Origin of the sequence: Nitrosospira multiformis ATCC 25196, assembly GCF_000196355.1 — a bacterium.
Lineage (GTDB): Bacteria > Pseudomonadota > Gammaproteobacteria > Burkholderiales > Nitrosomonadaceae > Nitrosospira > Nitrosospira multiformis.
The window spans coordinates 2,575,117-2,591,941 of record NC_007614.1 but is presented as its reverse complement, the minus strand read 5'-3'; the positions used below and the strand labels follow the sequence as shown (position 1 = coordinate 2,591,941).

General features: G+C 55.1%; 13 protein-coding genes. 6 read left to right on the top strand and 7 right to left on the bottom strand.

What is annotated here, in order from left to right:
* Positions 1 to 68 precede the first annotated feature (68 nt).
* The 7 genes from NMUL_RS11895 to NMUL_RS11860 all read right to left on the bottom strand — a co-directional run bounded on the left by NMUL_RS11895 (position 69) and on the right by NMUL_RS11860 (position 8,628).
* The gene (locus NMUL_RS11895) at positions 69 to 380 is read right to left on the bottom strand and encodes a metal-sensitive transcriptional regulator (protein ID WP_272867645.1); all 312 of its coding nucleotides are present in this window, start codon (positions 378 to 380) and stop codon (positions 69 to 71) included.
* Positions 364 to 573 carry a heavy-metal-associated domain-containing protein gene (locus NMUL_RS11890; protein ID WP_041352593.1) on the bottom strand — a complete coding sequence of 70 codons (210 nt, stop codon included), beginning with the start codon at positions 571 to 573 and terminating at the stop codon, positions 364 to 366. Before NMUL_RS11890 ends, NMUL_RS11895 begins: the two co-directional genes overlap by 17 nt.
* A gap of 54 nt (positions 574 to 627) precedes the next feature.
* Entirely contained in the window at positions 628 to 3,033 is a 2,406-nt protein-coding gene (locus NMUL_RS11885) for a heavy metal translocating P-type ATPase (protein ID WP_011381574.1), read from the bottom strand.
* A 525-nt stretch (positions 3,034 to 3,558) separates the two neighbouring features.
* Entirely contained in the window at positions 3,559 to 5,082 is a 1,524-nt protein-coding gene (gene lysS / locus NMUL_RS11875) for a lysine--tRNA ligase (RefSeq protein ID WP_011381573.1), read from the bottom strand.
* A 15-nt stretch (positions 5,083 to 5,097) separates the two neighbouring features.
* Positions 5,098 to 6,202, bottom strand: a protein-coding gene (gene prfB / locus NMUL_RS11870) for a peptide chain release factor 2 (RefSeq protein ID WP_146063194.1) whose coding sequence is annotated in 2 segments (ribosomal slippage) — positions 5,098 to 6,120 and positions 6,122 to 6,202 — 1,104 coding nt in all. Because the reading frame shifts where the segments join, the coding sequence is not laid out codon by codon here.
* A 394-nt stretch (positions 6,203 to 6,596) separates the two neighbouring features.
* Entirely contained in the window at positions 6,597 to 7,466 is an 870-nt protein-coding gene (fghA, locus tag NMUL_RS11865; protein WP_011381571.1) for an S-formylglutathione hydrolase, read from the bottom strand.
* A gap of 37 nt (positions 7,467 to 7,503) precedes the next feature.
* Complete coding sequence (locus tag NMUL_RS11860) at positions 7,504 to 8,628, bottom strand: S-(hydroxymethyl)glutathione dehydrogenase/class III alcohol dehydrogenase (RefSeq protein ID WP_011381570.1); 1,125 nt, start codon at positions 8,626 to 8,628, stop codon at positions 7,504 to 7,506.
* 241 nt (positions 8,629 to 8,869) lie between these two features.
* Here NMUL_RS11860 and NMUL_RS11855 point away from each other — a divergent pair, with 241 nt between their 5' ends.
* The 6 genes from NMUL_RS11855 (at position 8,870) to NMUL_RS11830 (ending at position 16,795) form a co-directional block, all read left to right on the top strand.
* Positions 8,870 to 9,379 carry a hypothetical protein gene (locus NMUL_RS11855; protein WP_011381569.1) on the top strand — a complete coding sequence of 170 codons (510 nt, stop codon included), beginning with the start codon at positions 8,870 to 8,872 and terminating at the stop codon, positions 9,377 to 9,379.
* Between the two features lie 343 nt (positions 9,380 to 9,722).
* The gene (locus NMUL_RS11850) at positions 9,723 to 10,142 is read left to right on the top strand and encodes a gamma-butyrobetaine hydroxylase family protein (protein WP_011381568.1); all 420 of its coding nucleotides are present in this window, start codon (positions 9,723 to 9,725) and stop codon (positions 10,140 to 10,142) included.
* Between the two features lie 55 nt (positions 10,143 to 10,197).
* Positions 10,198 to 10,932 carry a bifunctional demethylmenaquinone methyltransferase/2-methoxy-6-polyprenyl-1,4-benzoquinol methylase UbiE gene (gene ubiE / locus NMUL_RS11845; RefSeq protein WP_011381567.1) on the top strand — a complete coding sequence of 245 codons (735 nt, stop codon included), beginning with the start codon at positions 10,198 to 10,200 and terminating at the stop codon, positions 10,930 to 10,932.
* Between the two features lie 407 nt (positions 10,933 to 11,339).
* Positions 11,340 to 12,254 carry a carbohydrate kinase family protein gene (locus NMUL_RS11840; protein WP_238529814.1) on the top strand — a complete coding sequence of 305 codons (915 nt, stop codon included), beginning with the start codon at positions 11,340 to 11,342 and terminating at the stop codon, positions 12,252 to 12,254.
* Positions 12,255 to 12,261: 7 nt separating this feature from the next.
* On the top strand, positions 12,262 to 14,427 hold the full coding sequence (locus tag NMUL_RS11835; protein ID WP_011381565.1) for an HAD-IIB family hydrolase: 2,166 nt from the start codon (positions 12,262 to 12,264) through the stop codon (positions 14,425 to 14,427).
* Positions 14,411 to 16,795 (top strand): sucrose synthase, encoded by a 2,385-nt coding sequence (locus NMUL_RS11830; protein WP_011381564.1) that lies wholly within the window; start codon positions 14,411 to 14,413, stop codon positions 16,793 to 16,795. The genes NMUL_RS11835 and NMUL_RS11830 overlap by 17 nt, the downstream gene beginning before the upstream one ends.
* Positions 16,796 to 16,825: the final 30 nt, after the last annotated feature.

Below are 16,825 nucleotides of genomic sequence, written 5' to 3'. Positions count from 1 at the left end.
TGTGAGAAGTTCTTCTTGTAAGGGATTGCGACCGTTGCAATAAAAAATTATCCTCGATCGGAAATACGCTAGCGGGCGAATCTGCGCACCACCGTCATCAGCTCATCGATTGCTGCGTCTCCGTCTCCCGACTTGATCGCGCTCTGCATGCAGCCATGCGTATGATTTTCAAGGAGACGCATCGCCACAGCGTCGAGCGCGGACTGAAGCGCGGATACCTGGTTCAGAATGTCGACGCAATAACGGTCTTCAGTGATCATTTTCGCCACGCCGCGTACCTGACCCTCGATGCGGTTGAGGCGTTTTATCAACGCTTCCTTATCCGGCTGTACCACCGCAGTGGGCATGTGGCAAGGTTTCTTCTCAGTTTTCGACTTCAAAGCCCGCATCCTTGATCGCCTCTCTGAATTGATCGGTATGAGCCCTGGAAGCATCATACTCGATGGTCACCTGCTGCTGTTCCAGAGAGACATTTGCATTGCTCACGCCAGGTATCTTTTCCAGCACATTCTTCACGCTATTGACACAGCCCATGCAGGTCATTCCTTTGATTTTTACGACTTCTGCTTGCATTTCCTGCCTCCTTTGGTTGGCTGAGGTTATTAGCCTCTCATCAGGTGCTGAAGCTCAGGCACTGGCACGCCAGCGCTTCAACAACAGCGAATTGCTTACCACCGACACCGAGCTCATTGCCATCGCCGCACCTGCAATGACAGGGTTGAGCAGACCCATTGCTGCAAGCGGGATGCCCAGGACATTGTAGAAAAAGGCAAAGAAAAGGTTCTGCCGGATTTTTCCCAATGTCCTGCGCGAAAGCGAGATGGCGTCGACCACACTCATCAAATCATCGCGCATGAGGGTGATGTCGGCTGCCTCGATCGCAACATCCGAACCCGCGCCGATGGCAAAACTTACGTCAGCCATTGCCAGTGCGGGCGCGTCATTGATTCCATCGCCCACCATGCCCGTAACTTTGCCACTTTCCTTCAACTTGCCCACCTCTGCAGCCTTGTCCTGCGGCAGCACTTCGGCCCGATACGCGGTTATCCCCGCCTGCCCTGCGATTGCAGCCGCGGTTGGCGCATTGTCGCCGGTGAGCATCACAACCTCGATACCCATCGCTTTTAATCGCGCCACCGCCCGTGCTGAAGTTATCCGGAGCTGGTCGGCGATGGCGAGATAGCCCAGCACCTCGGCGGATTCCTTGTCAGAAGGCGTCTTCACGGCGGCAAGACCTATAACCGTCTTGCCTTCGGACTGGAGAGCGGATACCGCGTTCTCATCAATCCGCGCCCCGTGTTCCCGCAGGAATCCAGGTGAGCCGAGAATATACCCGGTATCGCCAATATTGCCAGTGATGCCGCTGCCGGTGACAGCCTGAAAATTCGTTACAGATTCCGGTTGAATACCCGTTTTGCTGGCATGTTCCATGACTGCTTTTGCCAGAGGGTGTTCCGAACCCTGTTCAAGGGCCGTCGCAACACGCATCAGTTCTCGTTCTGTAAAGGATCCGGCAGTAACGACATCTGTAAGCGCTGGTTTCCCTTCGGTGAGCGTCCCTGTCTTGTCCAGGATGAGCGTCTCGATTTTTCCGGCATGCTCGAGCGCTGCGGCATTCTTGACCAGTACGCCGCTCTGCGCGCCGCGGCCCACGCCTACCATGATGGCGGTCGGGGTCGCCAGTCCAAGGGCGCAGGGACAGGCGATCACCAGTACCGCCACGGCGCTGACCAGGGCCGGGACAAAGTTGCCCGCCAGCCACCATGTCAGGATAAAAGTCAGGGCGCTGATGGCAGTCACGATTGGCACGAAGATACCGGATATGGTGTCCGCGAGGCGCTGGATAGGCGCTTTCGAGCCTTGGGCTTCCTCAACCAGGCGAATAATGGCGGCGAGCTGGGTATGTGCGCCGACGCCCGTAGCGCGGCATTTCAGCATGCCCTGCTGGTTTACAGTGGCGGCGTATACCGTGGCGCCGGCCTGCTTCGCCACGGGGAGGCTTTCCCCCGTCAGCATCGCTTCGTTTATGCTGGATGCGCCTTCGAGGACGACGCCGTCTACCGGCAGGCTCTCGCCCGGGCGCACCAGAAAAATATCCCCCACCTCGAGCGTACTCACGTCCACCTCGATGATCTCGCCGTTGCGCTCCACACGCGCGGTCCTGGGTTGCAGCTTGACAAGTTCCTCGATGGCGGCGGAAGTCCTGCTTTTGGCACGCGCTTCCATCAATTTTCCGAGCAGCACCAGAGTGATGATGGCCGTGCTCGCTTCGAAATAGACATGCTGATCCAACCCCAGCAAAGTGACCATCGCGCTGAAAAGATAAGCCATGCTGGTGCCCAGCGCGACGAGTACATCCATATTCGCGCCACCACCCCGCAATGCGTGCCAGGCACCCACATAGAAGCGCTTGCCTATCCAGAACTGTACCGGCGTGGCCAGCAGCAACTGGAGCCAGCGCGGCAGCAGTTCCATCTCACCGCCCCAGAACATCGGCCCCATCTGCACCAGCAGCGGCGCGCTGAGTGCCACGGAAATCCAGAACATGCGAAGCTCCGCCTGATAGGCAGCCAGCTTGCGGGCTTTCTCTTCGGCACGACTGGTATCGCTGAGTTCCCGGGCGCCATAGCCGGTTTTGACGACAGCGTTGATGATATCTTCCACCGTTTCCATGGCGGGGTTGTAACTGACATGCGCTGTTTCAGTTGCCAGATTGACGGAGGCGGCAACACCGGGAAGCTTGCTCAATGCCTTCTCGATCCGCCCACTGCATGCCGCGCAGGTCATGCCAGTGATTTGCAATTGCACCGACTGAGGGGCGACATGAAAACCTGCTTTTTCAATGGAGTGGACCAGGTCTTGCGGCTGAGTGGCCGAAGTGTCAAATTCGATCCGGGCTTTTTCGTTGGCGAAGTTTACTGCTGCCTGGACACCGGGGAGCTTGTTGAGGTTTTTTTCGATCCGGGTCGCGCATGCTGCACAAGTCATGCCTTCGATGGGCAGTTCGATATGCCTGAGAGTAAGAGAACTCATGATGGCGTCTCCAAAACGGTCAGCCAAACTTTATACCCTATAGGGGTATATGTCAAATCCCTTCGGTTGTCAAATTCCCTTAATTGTTACACCCCCTTAGCTGTCATATTCCTCGGAATGGCCTGCCTTTCGTCACTTGCTCGCGCCCGCGCCCCACCTGCAAGGGTTTGTAATGTGTTCCGAATTTTCTCAATGCGAATTCGATGAACCTTCATTTTGCTCCACAGATTGCGAATACCCGGGCATGGTATCTAAACTTTGGCAGGGAATGGAGTAAAAGGTTCAGGCAGATGGTTTCATCGTTCACCCTGAAAAAGATGGCGAAGGATGAAATGCGTTTCCCGATGCGGACAAGCTTGGGGAAAGCAAGCCCGGGAATGCTGCATCCAGCGCTGTTGAGGCAAAACTCAAGCTCCGCCAGATGAGGTCAGGAGCAGTTCAGCTGCCTGAAGAGTAGATTGAAGAGTGTATTTGTTACGCAGCCTTTCAAAAAACAGGCCCTGGACAGCCGAAAACGATCGAGATTCAATCCTCCCGCCGCAATTGGGGGAACAGAATGACATCGCGGATACTCGGGCTATTGGTCAGGAGCATGACCAGCCGATCGATGCCGATGCCTTCCCCGGCGGTGGGAGGCAGGCCATATTCGAGGGCGCGGATATAATCGGCATCGTAGTGCATGGCTTCCGCATCGCCTGCTTCCTTGGCTCTTGCCTGCTCCAGGAAGCGCACCGCCTGATCCTCCGGATCATTCAGCTCTGAGAATCCGTTTGCAATCTCACGCCCGGCTATATAGAGCTCAAACCGGTCGGTTATTGCCGGATTCCTGTCGTTGCGACGCGCAAGCGGCGAGACTTCCGCCGGATAATCGACAATGAAGGTAGGGTCGAACAGCAGATGCTCGGTAGTTTCATCAAACAGGGTAAGCTGTAATCCGCCTACGCCGTCCCCGGGTTTATAAGGAATTCCGAGTTCCTGCAACTTGTCGATCAGGAATGCACGATCGTCGAGCTGCGCCTCCGTATATTCGGGATGAAATTTCCGGATAGCCTCGGTGATGGTCAGGCGCGCGAAGGGCTGGGCCAGATCCAGCTCGCGCTCCTGATACGTGAAGCTGGCAGCGCCCAGCACCTTTAGCGTTACTTCCCGCAACAGAGCTTCGGTAAGATCCATCAGATACGCATAGTCCCGGTAGGCCTCGTAAAACTCCAGCATCGTGAATTCGGGGTTATGCCGAGTGGAAATCCCCTCATTCCTGAAGCTGCGGTTTATTTCGAATACTTTTTCCAATCCGCCTATTACCAGACGCTTGAGATAAAGCTCGGGTGCGATACGCAGATACAACTGCATGTCCAGCGCGTTGTGATGCGTGATGAAAGGGCGTGCAGCCGCCCCCCCCGGGATAGGATGCATCATGGGCGTTTCGACTTCCAGATAGCCATGCCCGACCAGAAATTCGCGGATGGCCTGGATGATCCTGGAGCGCGCGATAAACACCTTGCGACTGCTTTCATTCGTGATGAGGTCGAGATAGCGCTGGCGGTACTTCTGCTCCTGGTCGCTCAGACCATGAAATTTTTCCGGCAGTGGGCGCAGCGATTTCGTGAGCAATCTCAGGTTTGTCACCCGTACCGACAACTCCCCGGTGCGGGTCCGAAACAGTGTACCCTCCGCACCCAATATGTCCCCAAGATCATAATGCCTGAATGCGCCATAAGCGCTGTCGCCCGCTACATCCTTTGCAATGTAAAGCTGGATGCGACCGCGCATATCCTGCAGGGTGGCAAAGCTTGCCTTGCCCATGACCCGCTTGAGGACCATCCGGCCAGCCACGCGCACGGGTACCGGTTCTGCCTCCAGTGTTTCGGTGGAGTGTTCGCTATACGTGTTATGAAGGTCCGCCGAAAAATGTTCGCGGGGAAAGTCATTGGGAAAGGCATTGCCCGTTGCACGCAGCGCATCCAGTTTTGCTCGCCGCTCCTCGACGAGCCTGATCTCTGCCTGAAACCGATTCGTTTCCTCCGAATCTTTCTCTAAAGCCTCATCCATCTCCGATCGGTCCTTTTATACGCCTTGTTTCAAGCTTGCTTCGATAAAATCATCCAGATCCCCGTCGAGGATAGCCTGGGTGTTGCCGCTTTCCACCCCCGTTCGCAGGTCCTTGATGCGCGCCTGGTCCAACACATAGGAGCGGATCTGATGTCCCCAGCCGATATCGGTTTTCGTATCTTCTATCGCCTGCTTTTCCTCATTGCGTTTGCGCAGTTCCGCTTCATAAAGGCGCGATTTCAGCATCGCCATCGCATCCGCGCGATTACGATGCTGGGAACGACCGCTTTGGCATTGAACGACGATACCGGTAGGGTTATGTGTAATCCGGACTGCCGAGTCAGTCTTGTTGATGTGCTGTCCACCCGCCCCGGAAGCACGAAAGGTATCAACCCGCAGGTCCGCCGGGTTAATGTCGATTTCGATGGTTTCATCCACCTCCGGATAGACGAATACGCTTGCAAACGAGGTGTGACGGCGATTGCCGGAATCGAATGGGGATTTGCGGACAAGGCGGTGAACGCCGGTTTCGGTCCGAAGGTAGCCATAGGCATACTCCCCCGATATTTTGAGGCTCGCGCTCTTGATTCCCGCCACTTCTCCCGGCGATTCTTCCATTACTTCCACCTGGTAACCGCGGCGCTCGCAATAACGCAAGTACATGCGCTCCAACATGGCAGCCCAGTCCTGCGCTTCAGTGCCGCCCGAGCCCGACTGGATATCCACGAAGCAGTTATTCGTATCCATGGGATTGGAAAACATGCGTCGGAATTCCATGTCCGACACTGCTTTTTCCAAATGACTGATGTCGCGCGCCACGCTTTGAAGAGTGGCATCGTCATCCTCTTCTTCCGCCATCTCGAACAGCTCCCGCGCATCCTGTAGCTGGCGGGAAATTGTTTCCAGGTTGATGACCACGCTTTCCAGGATTTTTTTTTCGCGCCCCAATTCCTGGGCACGCTTGTTGTCATCCCAGACAGCGGGATCTTCCGTCAGCCGGTTAAGCTCGGTCAGGCGTGTTTTCTGGGTATCGAAGTCAAAGATACCTCCGCAGTTCTGCTGCCCGGCTATCCAGATCGCCGAGCTGGTGGGTGAGAGCGTTGACGTGTTCTGCTTCCATGAAAAAATGCTTTCAAAGTATGAAGGGAATAAAAAGGATTATACAGGAAGCAGCGCGCTGCCTCAGGCTGGGAGGCGTATGATCCGACTCTTTCGGACAGGGGGAATTCTCATTGACAGGGTGGATTCAGTGGGTTCGGGTAGAGAACAGTCGCTCTCTAGGGCATTATCAGAAAAAGAAAAGGGCTCGTGACACGTGGGGTGATGTGTGACGAGCCCAAATGTAGAAGGAAAATAATGCGTAAAACAAACACGGTACTACTACTGGCAACTTCAAGGAGAAGTCACAGGCAGAATAATGGATTTTCACCCCTCTGGGAATGTGGCAAATTGTCGCACCCTTATCGTAGGGGATGGGGACGGGAATATTCCGTTTACAGGTTCAGGAAATCTATTCAAGGATTCTTGAGGGCGCGTGCGTGAAAACGCAAGTGCTCTCCGATAAACGTGCTGATAAAGAAATAGCTATGATCGTAGCCTTCGCGCATGTTGATTTGCACAGGGTAATTCGCTGTATTACATGCTGCGATAAAGCGTTCGATTTTCAGTTGCTCGGCCAGAAACTCATCAGCAGACCCCTGGTCGATCAGCATGGGGAGATACTCCCGTGGACGTGCAGATTCTATAAGCAAAGAGGCGTCATAGTTCCACCAGTTCTTGACGTCATCTCCCAGATAGTGACTGAAAGCCTTTATGCCCCACGGACTGGTGGTGGGATTCACAATAGGTGAAAAGGCGGATACTGACCGATAGCGCTGCGGATTGCGCAAGGCGATCATCAAAGCGCCATGCCCCCCCATCGAATGACCGCTGATCGATCGCCGGTCATCGAGTGGAAAGTGTTTCTCCATCAGGGCCGGCAACTCATCGACGATATAGTCATACATCCGGTAATGCCGGCTCCATGGCTCCTGCGTGGCATTCACGTAGAAACCCGCGCCCAGGCCCAAGTCGTAGGCATGATCGATTGCTCGCGCCACTTTTTCTCCCCGCGGACTGGTATCTGGCATGATCAGCGCGATGCCATATTCTGCCGCCCCTCGCTGCGCCCCGGCCTTAATCGTGAAGTTCTCGTCCGTGCAGGTCAAGCCGGACAGCCAGTAGACAGCGGGCACCTTTTCGCCCTGGTCTGTCGCCGGTGGAAGATAGATGGAAAAATTCATTTCGCAGTTCAGCGATGGCGAAAAGTGTCTGTAGCGTTTTTGCCATCCGTCGAACGAACGATGCGATGAGAGAAATTGCAACTCCTCTGGATTCTGATTCATGGATACAAACCTTTGCGGTTAACGGAAACCGTACAGATCATTTGTCGAAATGTATCACCGTTCGGATGGACTTGCCCTCATGCATGAGGTCGAATGCCTTATTGATATCCTCCAATCCCATCGTGTGGGTAATGAAGGTATCCAGTTCGAATTCTCCATCAAGATAGCGCTGTACATAGCCGGGCAGTTCGCTGCGGCCCTTCACTCCCCCAAAAGCGGAGCCGCGCCAGACGCGGCCGGTAACGAGCTGAAAGGGGCGCGTGCAGATTTCTTCTCCCGCCCCGGCAACGCCGATAATCACCGACTCCCCCCAACCCTTATGACAGCATTCCAGGGCCGATCGCATGACCTTTACGTTGCCGATGCATTCGAAGGAAAAATCCACGCCTCCCCCGGTCATCCCGATGATCACCTCCTGGATCGGCTTGTCGTGATCTTGGGGATTCACCACGTCGGTAGCGCCCAGTTGGCGCGCAATTTCAAATTTGTCCGGATTGATGTCGATAGCGATGATGCGTCCAGCTTTGGCCATCACGGCCCCGATTATCACGGCAAGGCCTATGCCGCCCAGCCCGAATACCGCTACCGTATCGCCTGCCTTTACCTTTGCAGTATGGGTCACCGCGCCCAAGCCGGTGGTAACGCCGCAGCCGAGCAGGCAGACCTTTTCCAGCGGCGCTTCCTTGCTGATCCTGGCCAATGCAATCTCAGGGATTACCGTATATTCGGAAAAAGTCGAGGTGCCCATGTAATGATAAATGGGTTTTCCATCCTTCGAAAAACGGGTAGTGCCGTCCGGCATCAGCCCCTGTCCCTGGGTTGTCCTTATCGCCTGGCACAGGTTGGTTTTCCCCGATCTGCAGAACTTGCACTCGCGGCATTCGGGGGTATACAACGGGATGACATGATCGCCTACCGCCACGCTGGTTACCCCGTCGCCGACCGCCTCGACGATGCCGCCGCCTTCATGCCCCAGAATAGCTGGAAATTTGCCTTCGGGGTCTTTTCCGGACAAAGTATATGCGTCTGTATGACAGACTCCCGTGGCGACTATGCGCACCAGCACCTCACCTTTCCTTGGCGGCATCAAGTCCACTTCCTCGATCTTCAAAGGCTGGCCTGGTCCCCAAGCTACTGCCGCGCGGGTTTTTATCGTATCCATGTAACGCATGCTCCTTATTTTTGCATGATCTCGCTAGTATGCAGGAGGAAGCGGGCGACTTACAAATGAGGTACGAAAACGAGGTATGAATAATCGGTATCCCTCATTTTCTTATCCCCGCTCGGAGTGCCGGTTTGCTTTTTCGGTTGGCCTGTCCTATGCTGAAATCAGCCGGTTTTGAATATTTTGAATATTCTGCACGCTGGTGATTTGCCTTGTTAACTACTATCAGGAGATCATGATGCGAAGAATATACTTTCTGGTTCCCGACATTCCGACGACCAAGCGCATTGTCGATGAGTTGCTTCTATCCCGAATAGAGGAAAAACACATTCATGTGGTCGCCAGGCGCGGTACCGAGCTCGAGGATCTGCCGGAGGCCAACCTGTTGCAGAAGACCGATTTCATTCCCGCGGTGGAAAGGGGACTGGCGGTAGGCGGTACCGCGGGCGCCCTGGCCGGACTGGTTGCGGTCGTTCTGCCGCCGGCATCCACGGTAATCGCCGGGGGTATCGTGCTGGGAAGCGCGCTTGCAGGAGCAGGTGTCGGCGCCTGGGCGGGAAGCCTGATTGGTGTGAGTACGGCAAGCTCTAGAATTAAGCAGTTTGAACAGGCGATCGAGGCAGGTCAGCTGCTTGTGCTGGCTGATGTGCCAAAAGGTCGTGTCGAGGAGATCGAGGCGCGCATAAAAAATCATTTGCCTACTATAGAGATTGAAGGAACCGAACCGAAACAGCCCGCCTTTCCGTGAGCGGCCCTGCGCCACCGGCGCTTTAAAATTGCTGCGAGGTGAATGGGAAAGGTAGCCTCGCACAACGACGAGGAACAGTGAAAGTCGCATACGCTGCACAGGATCTTGTCGGCAGATAATTTGCATTGATCCTCAGCGCGCCAATGGCAAAGGTGAGGGCGGACAGGCGGTTCTTTTAACTGTCGGAGATCGCTGGAATCCTGCCGGTCTATTTCCGAATACTTCCCTTTTGCCCCTGGTTTTTCTGCTGAAAATCACATCCAATTTGCCGTCAAGGTTTTAGTTTGGCTCCTACTGGTTTATCATTCGCCATTCCTCACCGGGATCAAACTGGAGAAAGGCAATGGCCGGCTTGAGTAAAAACACGCCTGTTCCCGTTGAAATCAAACTGCACCGAAAATCACGGCTGCTGGAAATCACTTTCAGCGATGGGAAGACTTTCCGGTACACCAGCGAGTTCCTGCGGGTGTATTCGCCTTCGGCAGAAGTGCGAGGTCATGGTCCCGGCCAGGAAGTGCTGCAGACCGGCAAGAAAGAGGTGAATATCAATCGTATCGATCCGGTAGGCAACTATGCGATCCAACTGACGTTTTCTGATGGCCATAATACCGGGCTTTATTCCTGGGATCTGCTCTACGAGTATGGGCTGCACCAGGATGAAATGTGGCAGCGCTACCTGCGCCGAATGGAAGAAGCGGGAGCCAGTCGGGAACGGCCCGGGTATTTATCGGACTGGAACGGGAAACCAGCGGTAAAAAGCTGAGCTATCCGGAACAAGGCTTCTTCTCCCTTTACCCTTTATTTAAGTTTGAATATCGATGACGAGAACTACCCATTTCGGCTTTAAGACCGTGTCGGAAACGGAGAAAGCACGCGAGGTAGCAGGTGTGTTTGATTCTGTCGCGGAACGTTACAACCTGATGAATGACCTCATGTCGGGGGGCATGCATCGTCTGTGGAAACGATTTGCGATTGAGGTGAGCGGAGTTCGGACAGGGGAGCGTGTACTGGATATTGCCGGGGGAACGGCGGATCTGAGCTCGCTCTTCCTTGAGCAGGTGGGGAGCAGGGGAGAGGTGTGGCTGACCGACATCAACAATTCCATGCTGACCATTGGTCGCGATCGCCTGCTGGATGAAGGTACTGCGGTGCCGGTTGCCCAATGCGACGCGGAAAAACTGCCATTCCCTACCAATTACTTCGACTGCGTAAGCGTTGCTTTTGGTCTGAGGAACATGACGCACAAGGATGTCGCGCTGAAAGAGATGCTGCGCGTATTACGTCCCGGGGGCTGCGTTATCGTGCTCGAATTCTCCAGGATATGGAAACCCCTGCAACGGCTCTACGACCTTTACTCGTTCAAGGTGCTTCCCGCGATGGGGGGTCTCGTTGCAAAGGACCGGGATAGCTACCGGTATCTTGCCGAATCCATTCGCGTACATCCAAGCCAGGAGGAGTTGAAGCAAATGATGCAGAAAGCCGGATTCGAGCGCGTGCAATATTTCAATCTTGCTGCAAACGCCGTAGCATTGCACCGCGGATACAAGTTTTAGGACCCGTTAGCATTGGTTGCGCGCTCGCGACGTATGTCTGCTATTGCACAGAAATCTTTCCGGAGCTGATAATATTGTTGGTCACTCCGTTTCACAGGGGATGGAAAAGAGGCAAAAGAAGCGGTAATCATTACAAATAAGAGCGCAGCGCTCTTCATTTTTTCCCTGAATTTTCTCCTGATGCTTCCTTCTTCCTTTATTCACAGCGAGGAAAGGAAGGTAATAAGCTTCTGAATCGGTGCCATTGCACCCGCTTTAAATAAGCTTCGGACAGGCGTTGCTGGAGGGGCTGGTATAGCAGGCAATATCCCTCTTTTCCCATGGCTTCACACGGAAGTATAAGGAAGGCCCGCTCATGTGCGTCGGCGAACCCGGAGTAGATTCGCGACGATTTTTTTCGAGCTATCATGATGATCGAGGTTCGTCACTCAGTGCTTCTTTTTGGCGAAATACTGATAGACCGGTTCCCCGGCGGGGACGTGCTCGGTGGCGCACCTCTTAATGTAGCCTGCCATTTGCGCGCTTTTGGCTGTGCGCCTGTTCTTGTAAGTCGGATAGGCCAGGATGCGGAGGGGGCGCGTCTGTTGCAGACGATGGAGAGTGCCGGATTGAGTACGCATGGCATACAGCTTGACTCGGTTTATCCTACAGGCGTGGTAGCGGTTCATCTGGGGGCGGAAGGGCATCGATTCGATATTGTCCCTAACCAGGCTTACGATCATATTCATCCACGTCTGGCACGAATGGCTGCGCTCGCGGCAAACCCGGAAATGGTCTATTTCGGAACGCTGGCTCAGCGCGCCGACTCGCATCGCGCTCTGCGTCATATGCTGCGTGCAACCAGCGGCCAACGTTTTTTTGATGTCAATCTGCGCGATCCCTGGATTTATGGCGAACGACTGGACTGGTCGCTGCGGCATGCCGATATCGTTAAGGCGAACAACGATGAACTGGATCGCATCGCTCAACTGATGAATATGGATGAGCCGGATGCCGAGACTCAGGCCAGAGCGCTGATTGAGCGATATCAGTTATGCGGGATGCTCATCACTTGCGGCGGAGCCGGTGCCTGGTGGCTGGAGCGTGGGGGAGAAAAAATATCGATCGTGCCGGACAAGGCAGTGGATGTTGTCGATACGGTCGGAGCGGGGGACGCGTTCTCCGCGGTCTTCATGTTCGGCCGGCTGCGGGAGTGGGATATGCCCCTCACCTTGATGCGGGCACAACAATTTGCCAGTGCGGTTTGCGGAATACGGGGAGCCATCCCCGAACACAGCGATTTTTACGAACCGTTCATCAGACAGTGGTCGGTGGACGGTTAGGAGACGGATGAAAGAGTTATACGTACTGATGCTGAGCCTGCACGGCCTGATTCGGGGAAACGACATGGAGTTGGGGTGCGATGCGGATACGGGGGGCCAGGTGCTGTATGTAGTGGAGTTGGCGCGAGCCCTGGCGCGTCAGCCGCAGGTGGGCAAAGTGGATCTGCTCACGCGAAGGATAGAAGATCCTTCGGTTTCCCCGGATTATGCCCGTCCTGAGGAAACGCTGGGCAACAATGCGCGCATTATCCGCCTTCAGTGCGGTCCCCGGCGCTATCTGCGCAAGGAAAGCCTTTGGCCCTACCTGGATCAACTGGTGGATCGCGCGCTGCTTTTTCTCCGCGGGCAGAAGCGCTTGCCGGATGTTATCCACAGTCATTATGCCGACGCCGGTTATGTCGGCATGCAGCTTTCCCAACTATTGGGCATCCCTCAGATTCATACCGGACACTCATTGGGACGCAGCAAGCAACAACGCCTGCTGGCACAAGGCCGGAAGCCACAGGCACTGGAGCGCCAGTTCAGCTTTTACAGGCGAATAGCTACCGAGGAAGCAGTATTGCAACATGCTAGCCTGATCATAACCAGCACGCCTCAGGAAAGCGTCGAGCAATACGGGTTATACACCAATTATCACCCCGAACGCGCGGTTGTCATTCCGCCGGGGACCGATATATCGCGTTTCTCTCCTCCCAATCGTCAAAAACCAGTGGAAGTGGAGACTGCGGGTCTCATCGATCGCTTTCTCGCGCACCCGCGCAAGCCCCTGATATTGACCATTTGCCGTCCTGAAATTCGAAAAAATCTGGGGGCGCTGGTCGCTGCCTTCGGCAGTTCGCCTAAACTCCATGAACAGGCCAATCTCGCCATCGTGGCAGGCAACCGGGATGACATCCGTCAACTGGATGCTGCCCAGAACGAAGTGATGACCGGCCTGCTGCTGGATATCGACCGCTACGATTTATGGGGCAAGGTGGCCCTGCCCAAACACCACAAGCCTTCCGACATCGCCGGTTTCTACCGGCTCGCAGCTCAGCGCCGTGGCGTGTTTATCAATCCGGCGCTTACCGAACCCTTCGGCCTTACACTGATCGAAGCTGCCGCCAGCGGGCTTCCCATTGTCGCGACAGAAGATGGAGGGCCTCGCGATATCGTGGCGAACTGCAAAAATGGGCTACTGGTAAATCCATCGGACATCGGCGCGATTGCCGGAGCGATCGAGTATGCGCTTGCTGATCCCGTGCGCTGGCGACGCTGGGCGCGAAATGGCGTTTCAGGGGTAAAAAACCACTACACGTGGGACGCGCATGTCAGGAAATATCTGCATGTTCTGTCGCGTCTGCTGCATCACGAGCGTAAGCGCATCCGCCGGAACCTGGCGATATATCAAAGGCAACCGCGCCCGTTGCCCTTGATATCGCATATGCTCATCACGGATATAGACAATACGTTGCTTGGCGACCGTGCTGCCCTGCGTCGCCTTCTTGCTATTTTGCGCGCGACCCCCCCCAACCTGGGCTTTGGTGTCGCTACTGGCCGCACGCTGGAAAGCGCCGTGAAAATATTGAAGGAATGGGGCGTACCCTTGCCCGATGTGCTGATCACCGCAGTGGGCAGCGAAATCTATTATGGTCCCGAGCTTCGTCCGGATACCGGGTGGCAGAACCTGATCAAGTATCTATGGCGCCGCGATGCCATTGAAAACGTATTGCGGGGGGTGCCGGGACTGACGCTGCAGGCAGCCGAAAACCAGCGCGAATTCAAGCTCAGCTACAACGTGGATCCGGAAAAAATGCCGCCAATAGCCAAAATCCGCACATTGTTGCGCGAGCAGAACCTGTCGGCACACCTGATTTACTCGCGCCGGACTTATCTCGACGTGTTGCCACTGAGAGCGTCCAAAGGGCGGGCAATACGTTATCTTGCCTACAAGTGGGGGCTGCCGCTACGTGCGTTTCTGGTCGCAGGAGATTCCGGCAACGATCATGAAATGCTGATCGGTGATACCCTCGGCGTCATAGTCGCCAACCATAGTCCCGAACTCGCAAGCCTGAAAGGAAATGAGCAAATCTATTTTGCCCGGTCCGCATATGCCGATGGCATTGCAGAGGGCATGGCACATTATGAATTTGGTACTTCCATCATGGAGACTGCAAATGCTGCACAAATTTGAAGCCTGGGCTGCCGATCATCGCGGTGATATGTATACGCTTCTGCGCAGATGGTTCGAACTGGAAAGGCCGCTTTTGCTTCATTCCGATCTGGGAGCGGTTTTTAATGCGTTGAGCGCGGAGCAGGCGTCTTTGCTTGCTGATTCGCAGGTACGAGAAATCGTAAACACTCTGCAGGAAGCGGTATGCCGGCCGCCAATAGTCTACATGGCGGCGCGCGAGGAGGCGGGGTGCTGGTGGTACGCACGCTTGCATCTGGATAGGCTAATCCCCGAGGCTGTCACCGTGTCGGAATATCTCGCTTTCAAGGAGCTGCTGGTAAATCCGGAGGGGGCGAATGAGCCCGTGCTGGAAATTGATTTTGCGCCTTTTAATCGCGGTTCTCCAAAGCTCAAGGAAATCCGGTCCATAGGGCAGGGTGTGATTTTCCTCAACAAGCAACTTGCCGGAGGACTGTTTGGGCAACTGGGGTTGGGGTCGGACAAGCTGCTGCATTTCCTGACAGTCCATTCCATGGACGGGAAGCAGTTGATGCTGGGCGGCAATTTTGCCGATGTGCCGGCGCTGCGTTCCGGATTGCGCAGGGCTCTGAGCATGCTTGAGAAGTATCCCGACGATACCGAGTGGAAGGATGTTGCCGAACCCCTTGGAGGTATCGGTTTTGCACCCGGCTGGGGAAATTGCGTGGGCCGTGTGAGCGAGACGATGAGTTTGCTGGTGGATATTCTGGAAGCCCCTTCTCCCCAGATCCTGGAGAGCTTCCTCGCCCGTATTCCGATGATCTCGAAACTGCTAATCCTGTCTCCCCATGGCTACTTCGGTCAGGATAACGTGTTGGGATTGCCGGACACGGGCGGTCAGGTGGTATACATCCTCGATCAGGTGCGGGCTCTGGAACGGGAAATGAGCGAGCGCCTGATATTGCAGGGAATAGATGCGGCGCCAAAAATCCTGATTGGCACGCGCCTCATTCCTGACGCGGGCGATACACTTTGCCACCAGCCCCTGGAAAAAATCCACGGTACCCAGAATTCATGGATCGTGCGAGTGCCATTCCGAAAAGGGAGTGGTGAAATCGTTCGCCATTGGATTTCCCGGTTCGAGATATGGCCATACCTGGAAAATTTTGCGCATGACATTGAACGCGAAGCTCTGGCCCAGCTCAGCGGTAGGCCCGACCTGATCATAGGCAACTATTCCGATGGAAATCTTGTCGCCTCGCTGATTTCCAAACGGATTGGTGTAACCCAGTGCAATATTGCGCATGCACTTGAGCAGAGCAAGTACCTGCACTCGGCGTTGTATTGGCGGGAGAACGAAGCCCAGTATCACTTCAACTGCCAATATACCGCCGATCTTATTGCGATGAACAGCGCTGATTTCATCATCACCAGCACCTTTCAGGAAATTGCCGGTACCGAGCAGACGGTAGGCCAATATGAAACATACCAGAACTATACGATGCCCGGCTTATACCGGGTGGTGAACGGCATTGACCTTTTCGATCCCAAGTTCAATATCGTTTCGCCGGGTGCGGATGCAGAAGTTTATTTTTCTTATCTCGATCACGAGCGGCGTCTGGACGCCCTGATTCCGGACATCGAGCGTCTCTTGTACGGGGATGATCCGGGCGTGCCCTGCCGGGGCTACTTCGCGGATCCTGCGAAACCTTTGATTTTTACAATGGCTCGCCTGGACACGGTGAAGAATCTTACCGGCCTCGCCGCGTGGTTCGGGCAGTGTGAGGCCTTATCGACTGCCGCCAACCTTCTGGTAATCGGCGGGCATATCGATCCAGCAGCCTCCTGTGATGGGGAGGAGCGTGCCGAGATCGAGCACATGCATGCCCTCATGAACGAGTACAAACTGGAGGGGCGCATGCGCTGGCTTGGCACCCGGCTGGAAAAGAATCTTGCCGGTGAGCTGTACCGGCACGTGGCGGACCGTCGCGGCATTTTTGTTCAGCCGGCGCGATTCGAGGCATTCGGGTTGACCATTATCGAGGCCATGGCCTCCGGTCTGCCTGTATTCGCCACCTGCTATGGCGGCCCGCGCGAAATCATTCAACATGGGGTTTCGGGCTATCATTTCGATCCCAACGATGGATTGGCGGGAGCTTCCGCCATGGCGGATTTTTTTGAGCGGGTGGCGGCCGATCCAGGTTTTTGGGACAGGATTTCGCAGAAAGCCTTGCAAAGGGTCGAAGCGCGCTATACCTGGCGACTCTATGCCGAGAGAATGATGACGCTATCACGTATTTACGGTTTCTGGAAGTTCGTCAGTAAACTGGAGCATGAAGAAACCGCGCGTTACCTCAACATGTTCTATCACTTGCAGTTTCGGCCGATGGCACAGGCGCTTCCCCAATAAAGGGAGTCATGCTGTCGTTTTCAAGGAATA

What these genes read in the sequence shown, in the direction of transcription:
- NMUL_RS11890 (WP_041352593.1), bottom strand. Translation starts at nt 573, where the DNA reads ATGCAAGCAGAAGTCGTAAAAATCAAAGGAATGACCTGCATGGGCTGT.
- NMUL_RS11885 (WP_011381574.1), bottom strand. Translation starts at nt 3,033, where the DNA reads ATGAGTTCTCTTACTCTCAGGCATATCGAACTGCCCATCGAAGGCATG.
- lysS (WP_011381573.1), bottom strand. Translation starts at nt 5,082, where the DNA reads ATGGATGAGGCTTTAGAGAAAGATTCGGAGGAAACGAATCGGTTTCAG.
- fghA (WP_011381571.1), bottom strand. Translation starts at nt 7,466, where the DNA reads ATGAATCAGAATCCAGAGGAGTTGCAATTTCTCTCATCGCATCGTTCG.
- NMUL_RS11860 (WP_011381570.1), bottom strand. Translation starts at nt 8,628, where the DNA reads ATGGATACGATAAAAACCCGCGCGGCAGTAGCTTGGGGACCAGGCCAG.
- NMUL_RS11855 (WP_011381569.1), top strand. Translation starts at nt 8,870, where the DNA reads ATGCGAAGAATATACTTTCTGGTTCCCGACATTCCGACGACCAAGCGC.
- NMUL_RS11850 (WP_011381568.1), top strand. Translation starts at nt 9,723, where the DNA reads ATGGCCGGCTTGAGTAAAAACACGCCTGTTCCCGTTGAAATCAAACTG.
- ubiE (WP_011381567.1), top strand. Translation starts at nt 10,198, where the DNA reads ATGACGAGAACTACCCATTTCGGCTTTAAGACCGTGTCGGAAACGGAG.
- NMUL_RS11840 (WP_238529814.1), top strand. Translation starts at nt 11,340, where the DNA reads ATGATGATCGAGGTTCGTCACTCAGTGCTTCTTTTTGGCGAAATACTG.
- NMUL_RS11835 (WP_011381565.1), top strand. Translation starts at nt 12,262, where the DNA reads ATGAAAGAGTTATACGTACTGATGCTGAGCCTGCACGGCCTGATTCGG.
- NMUL_RS11830 (WP_011381564.1), top strand. Translation starts at nt 14,411, where the DNA reads ATGCTGCACAAATTTGAAGCCTGGGCTGCCGATCATCGCGGTGATATG.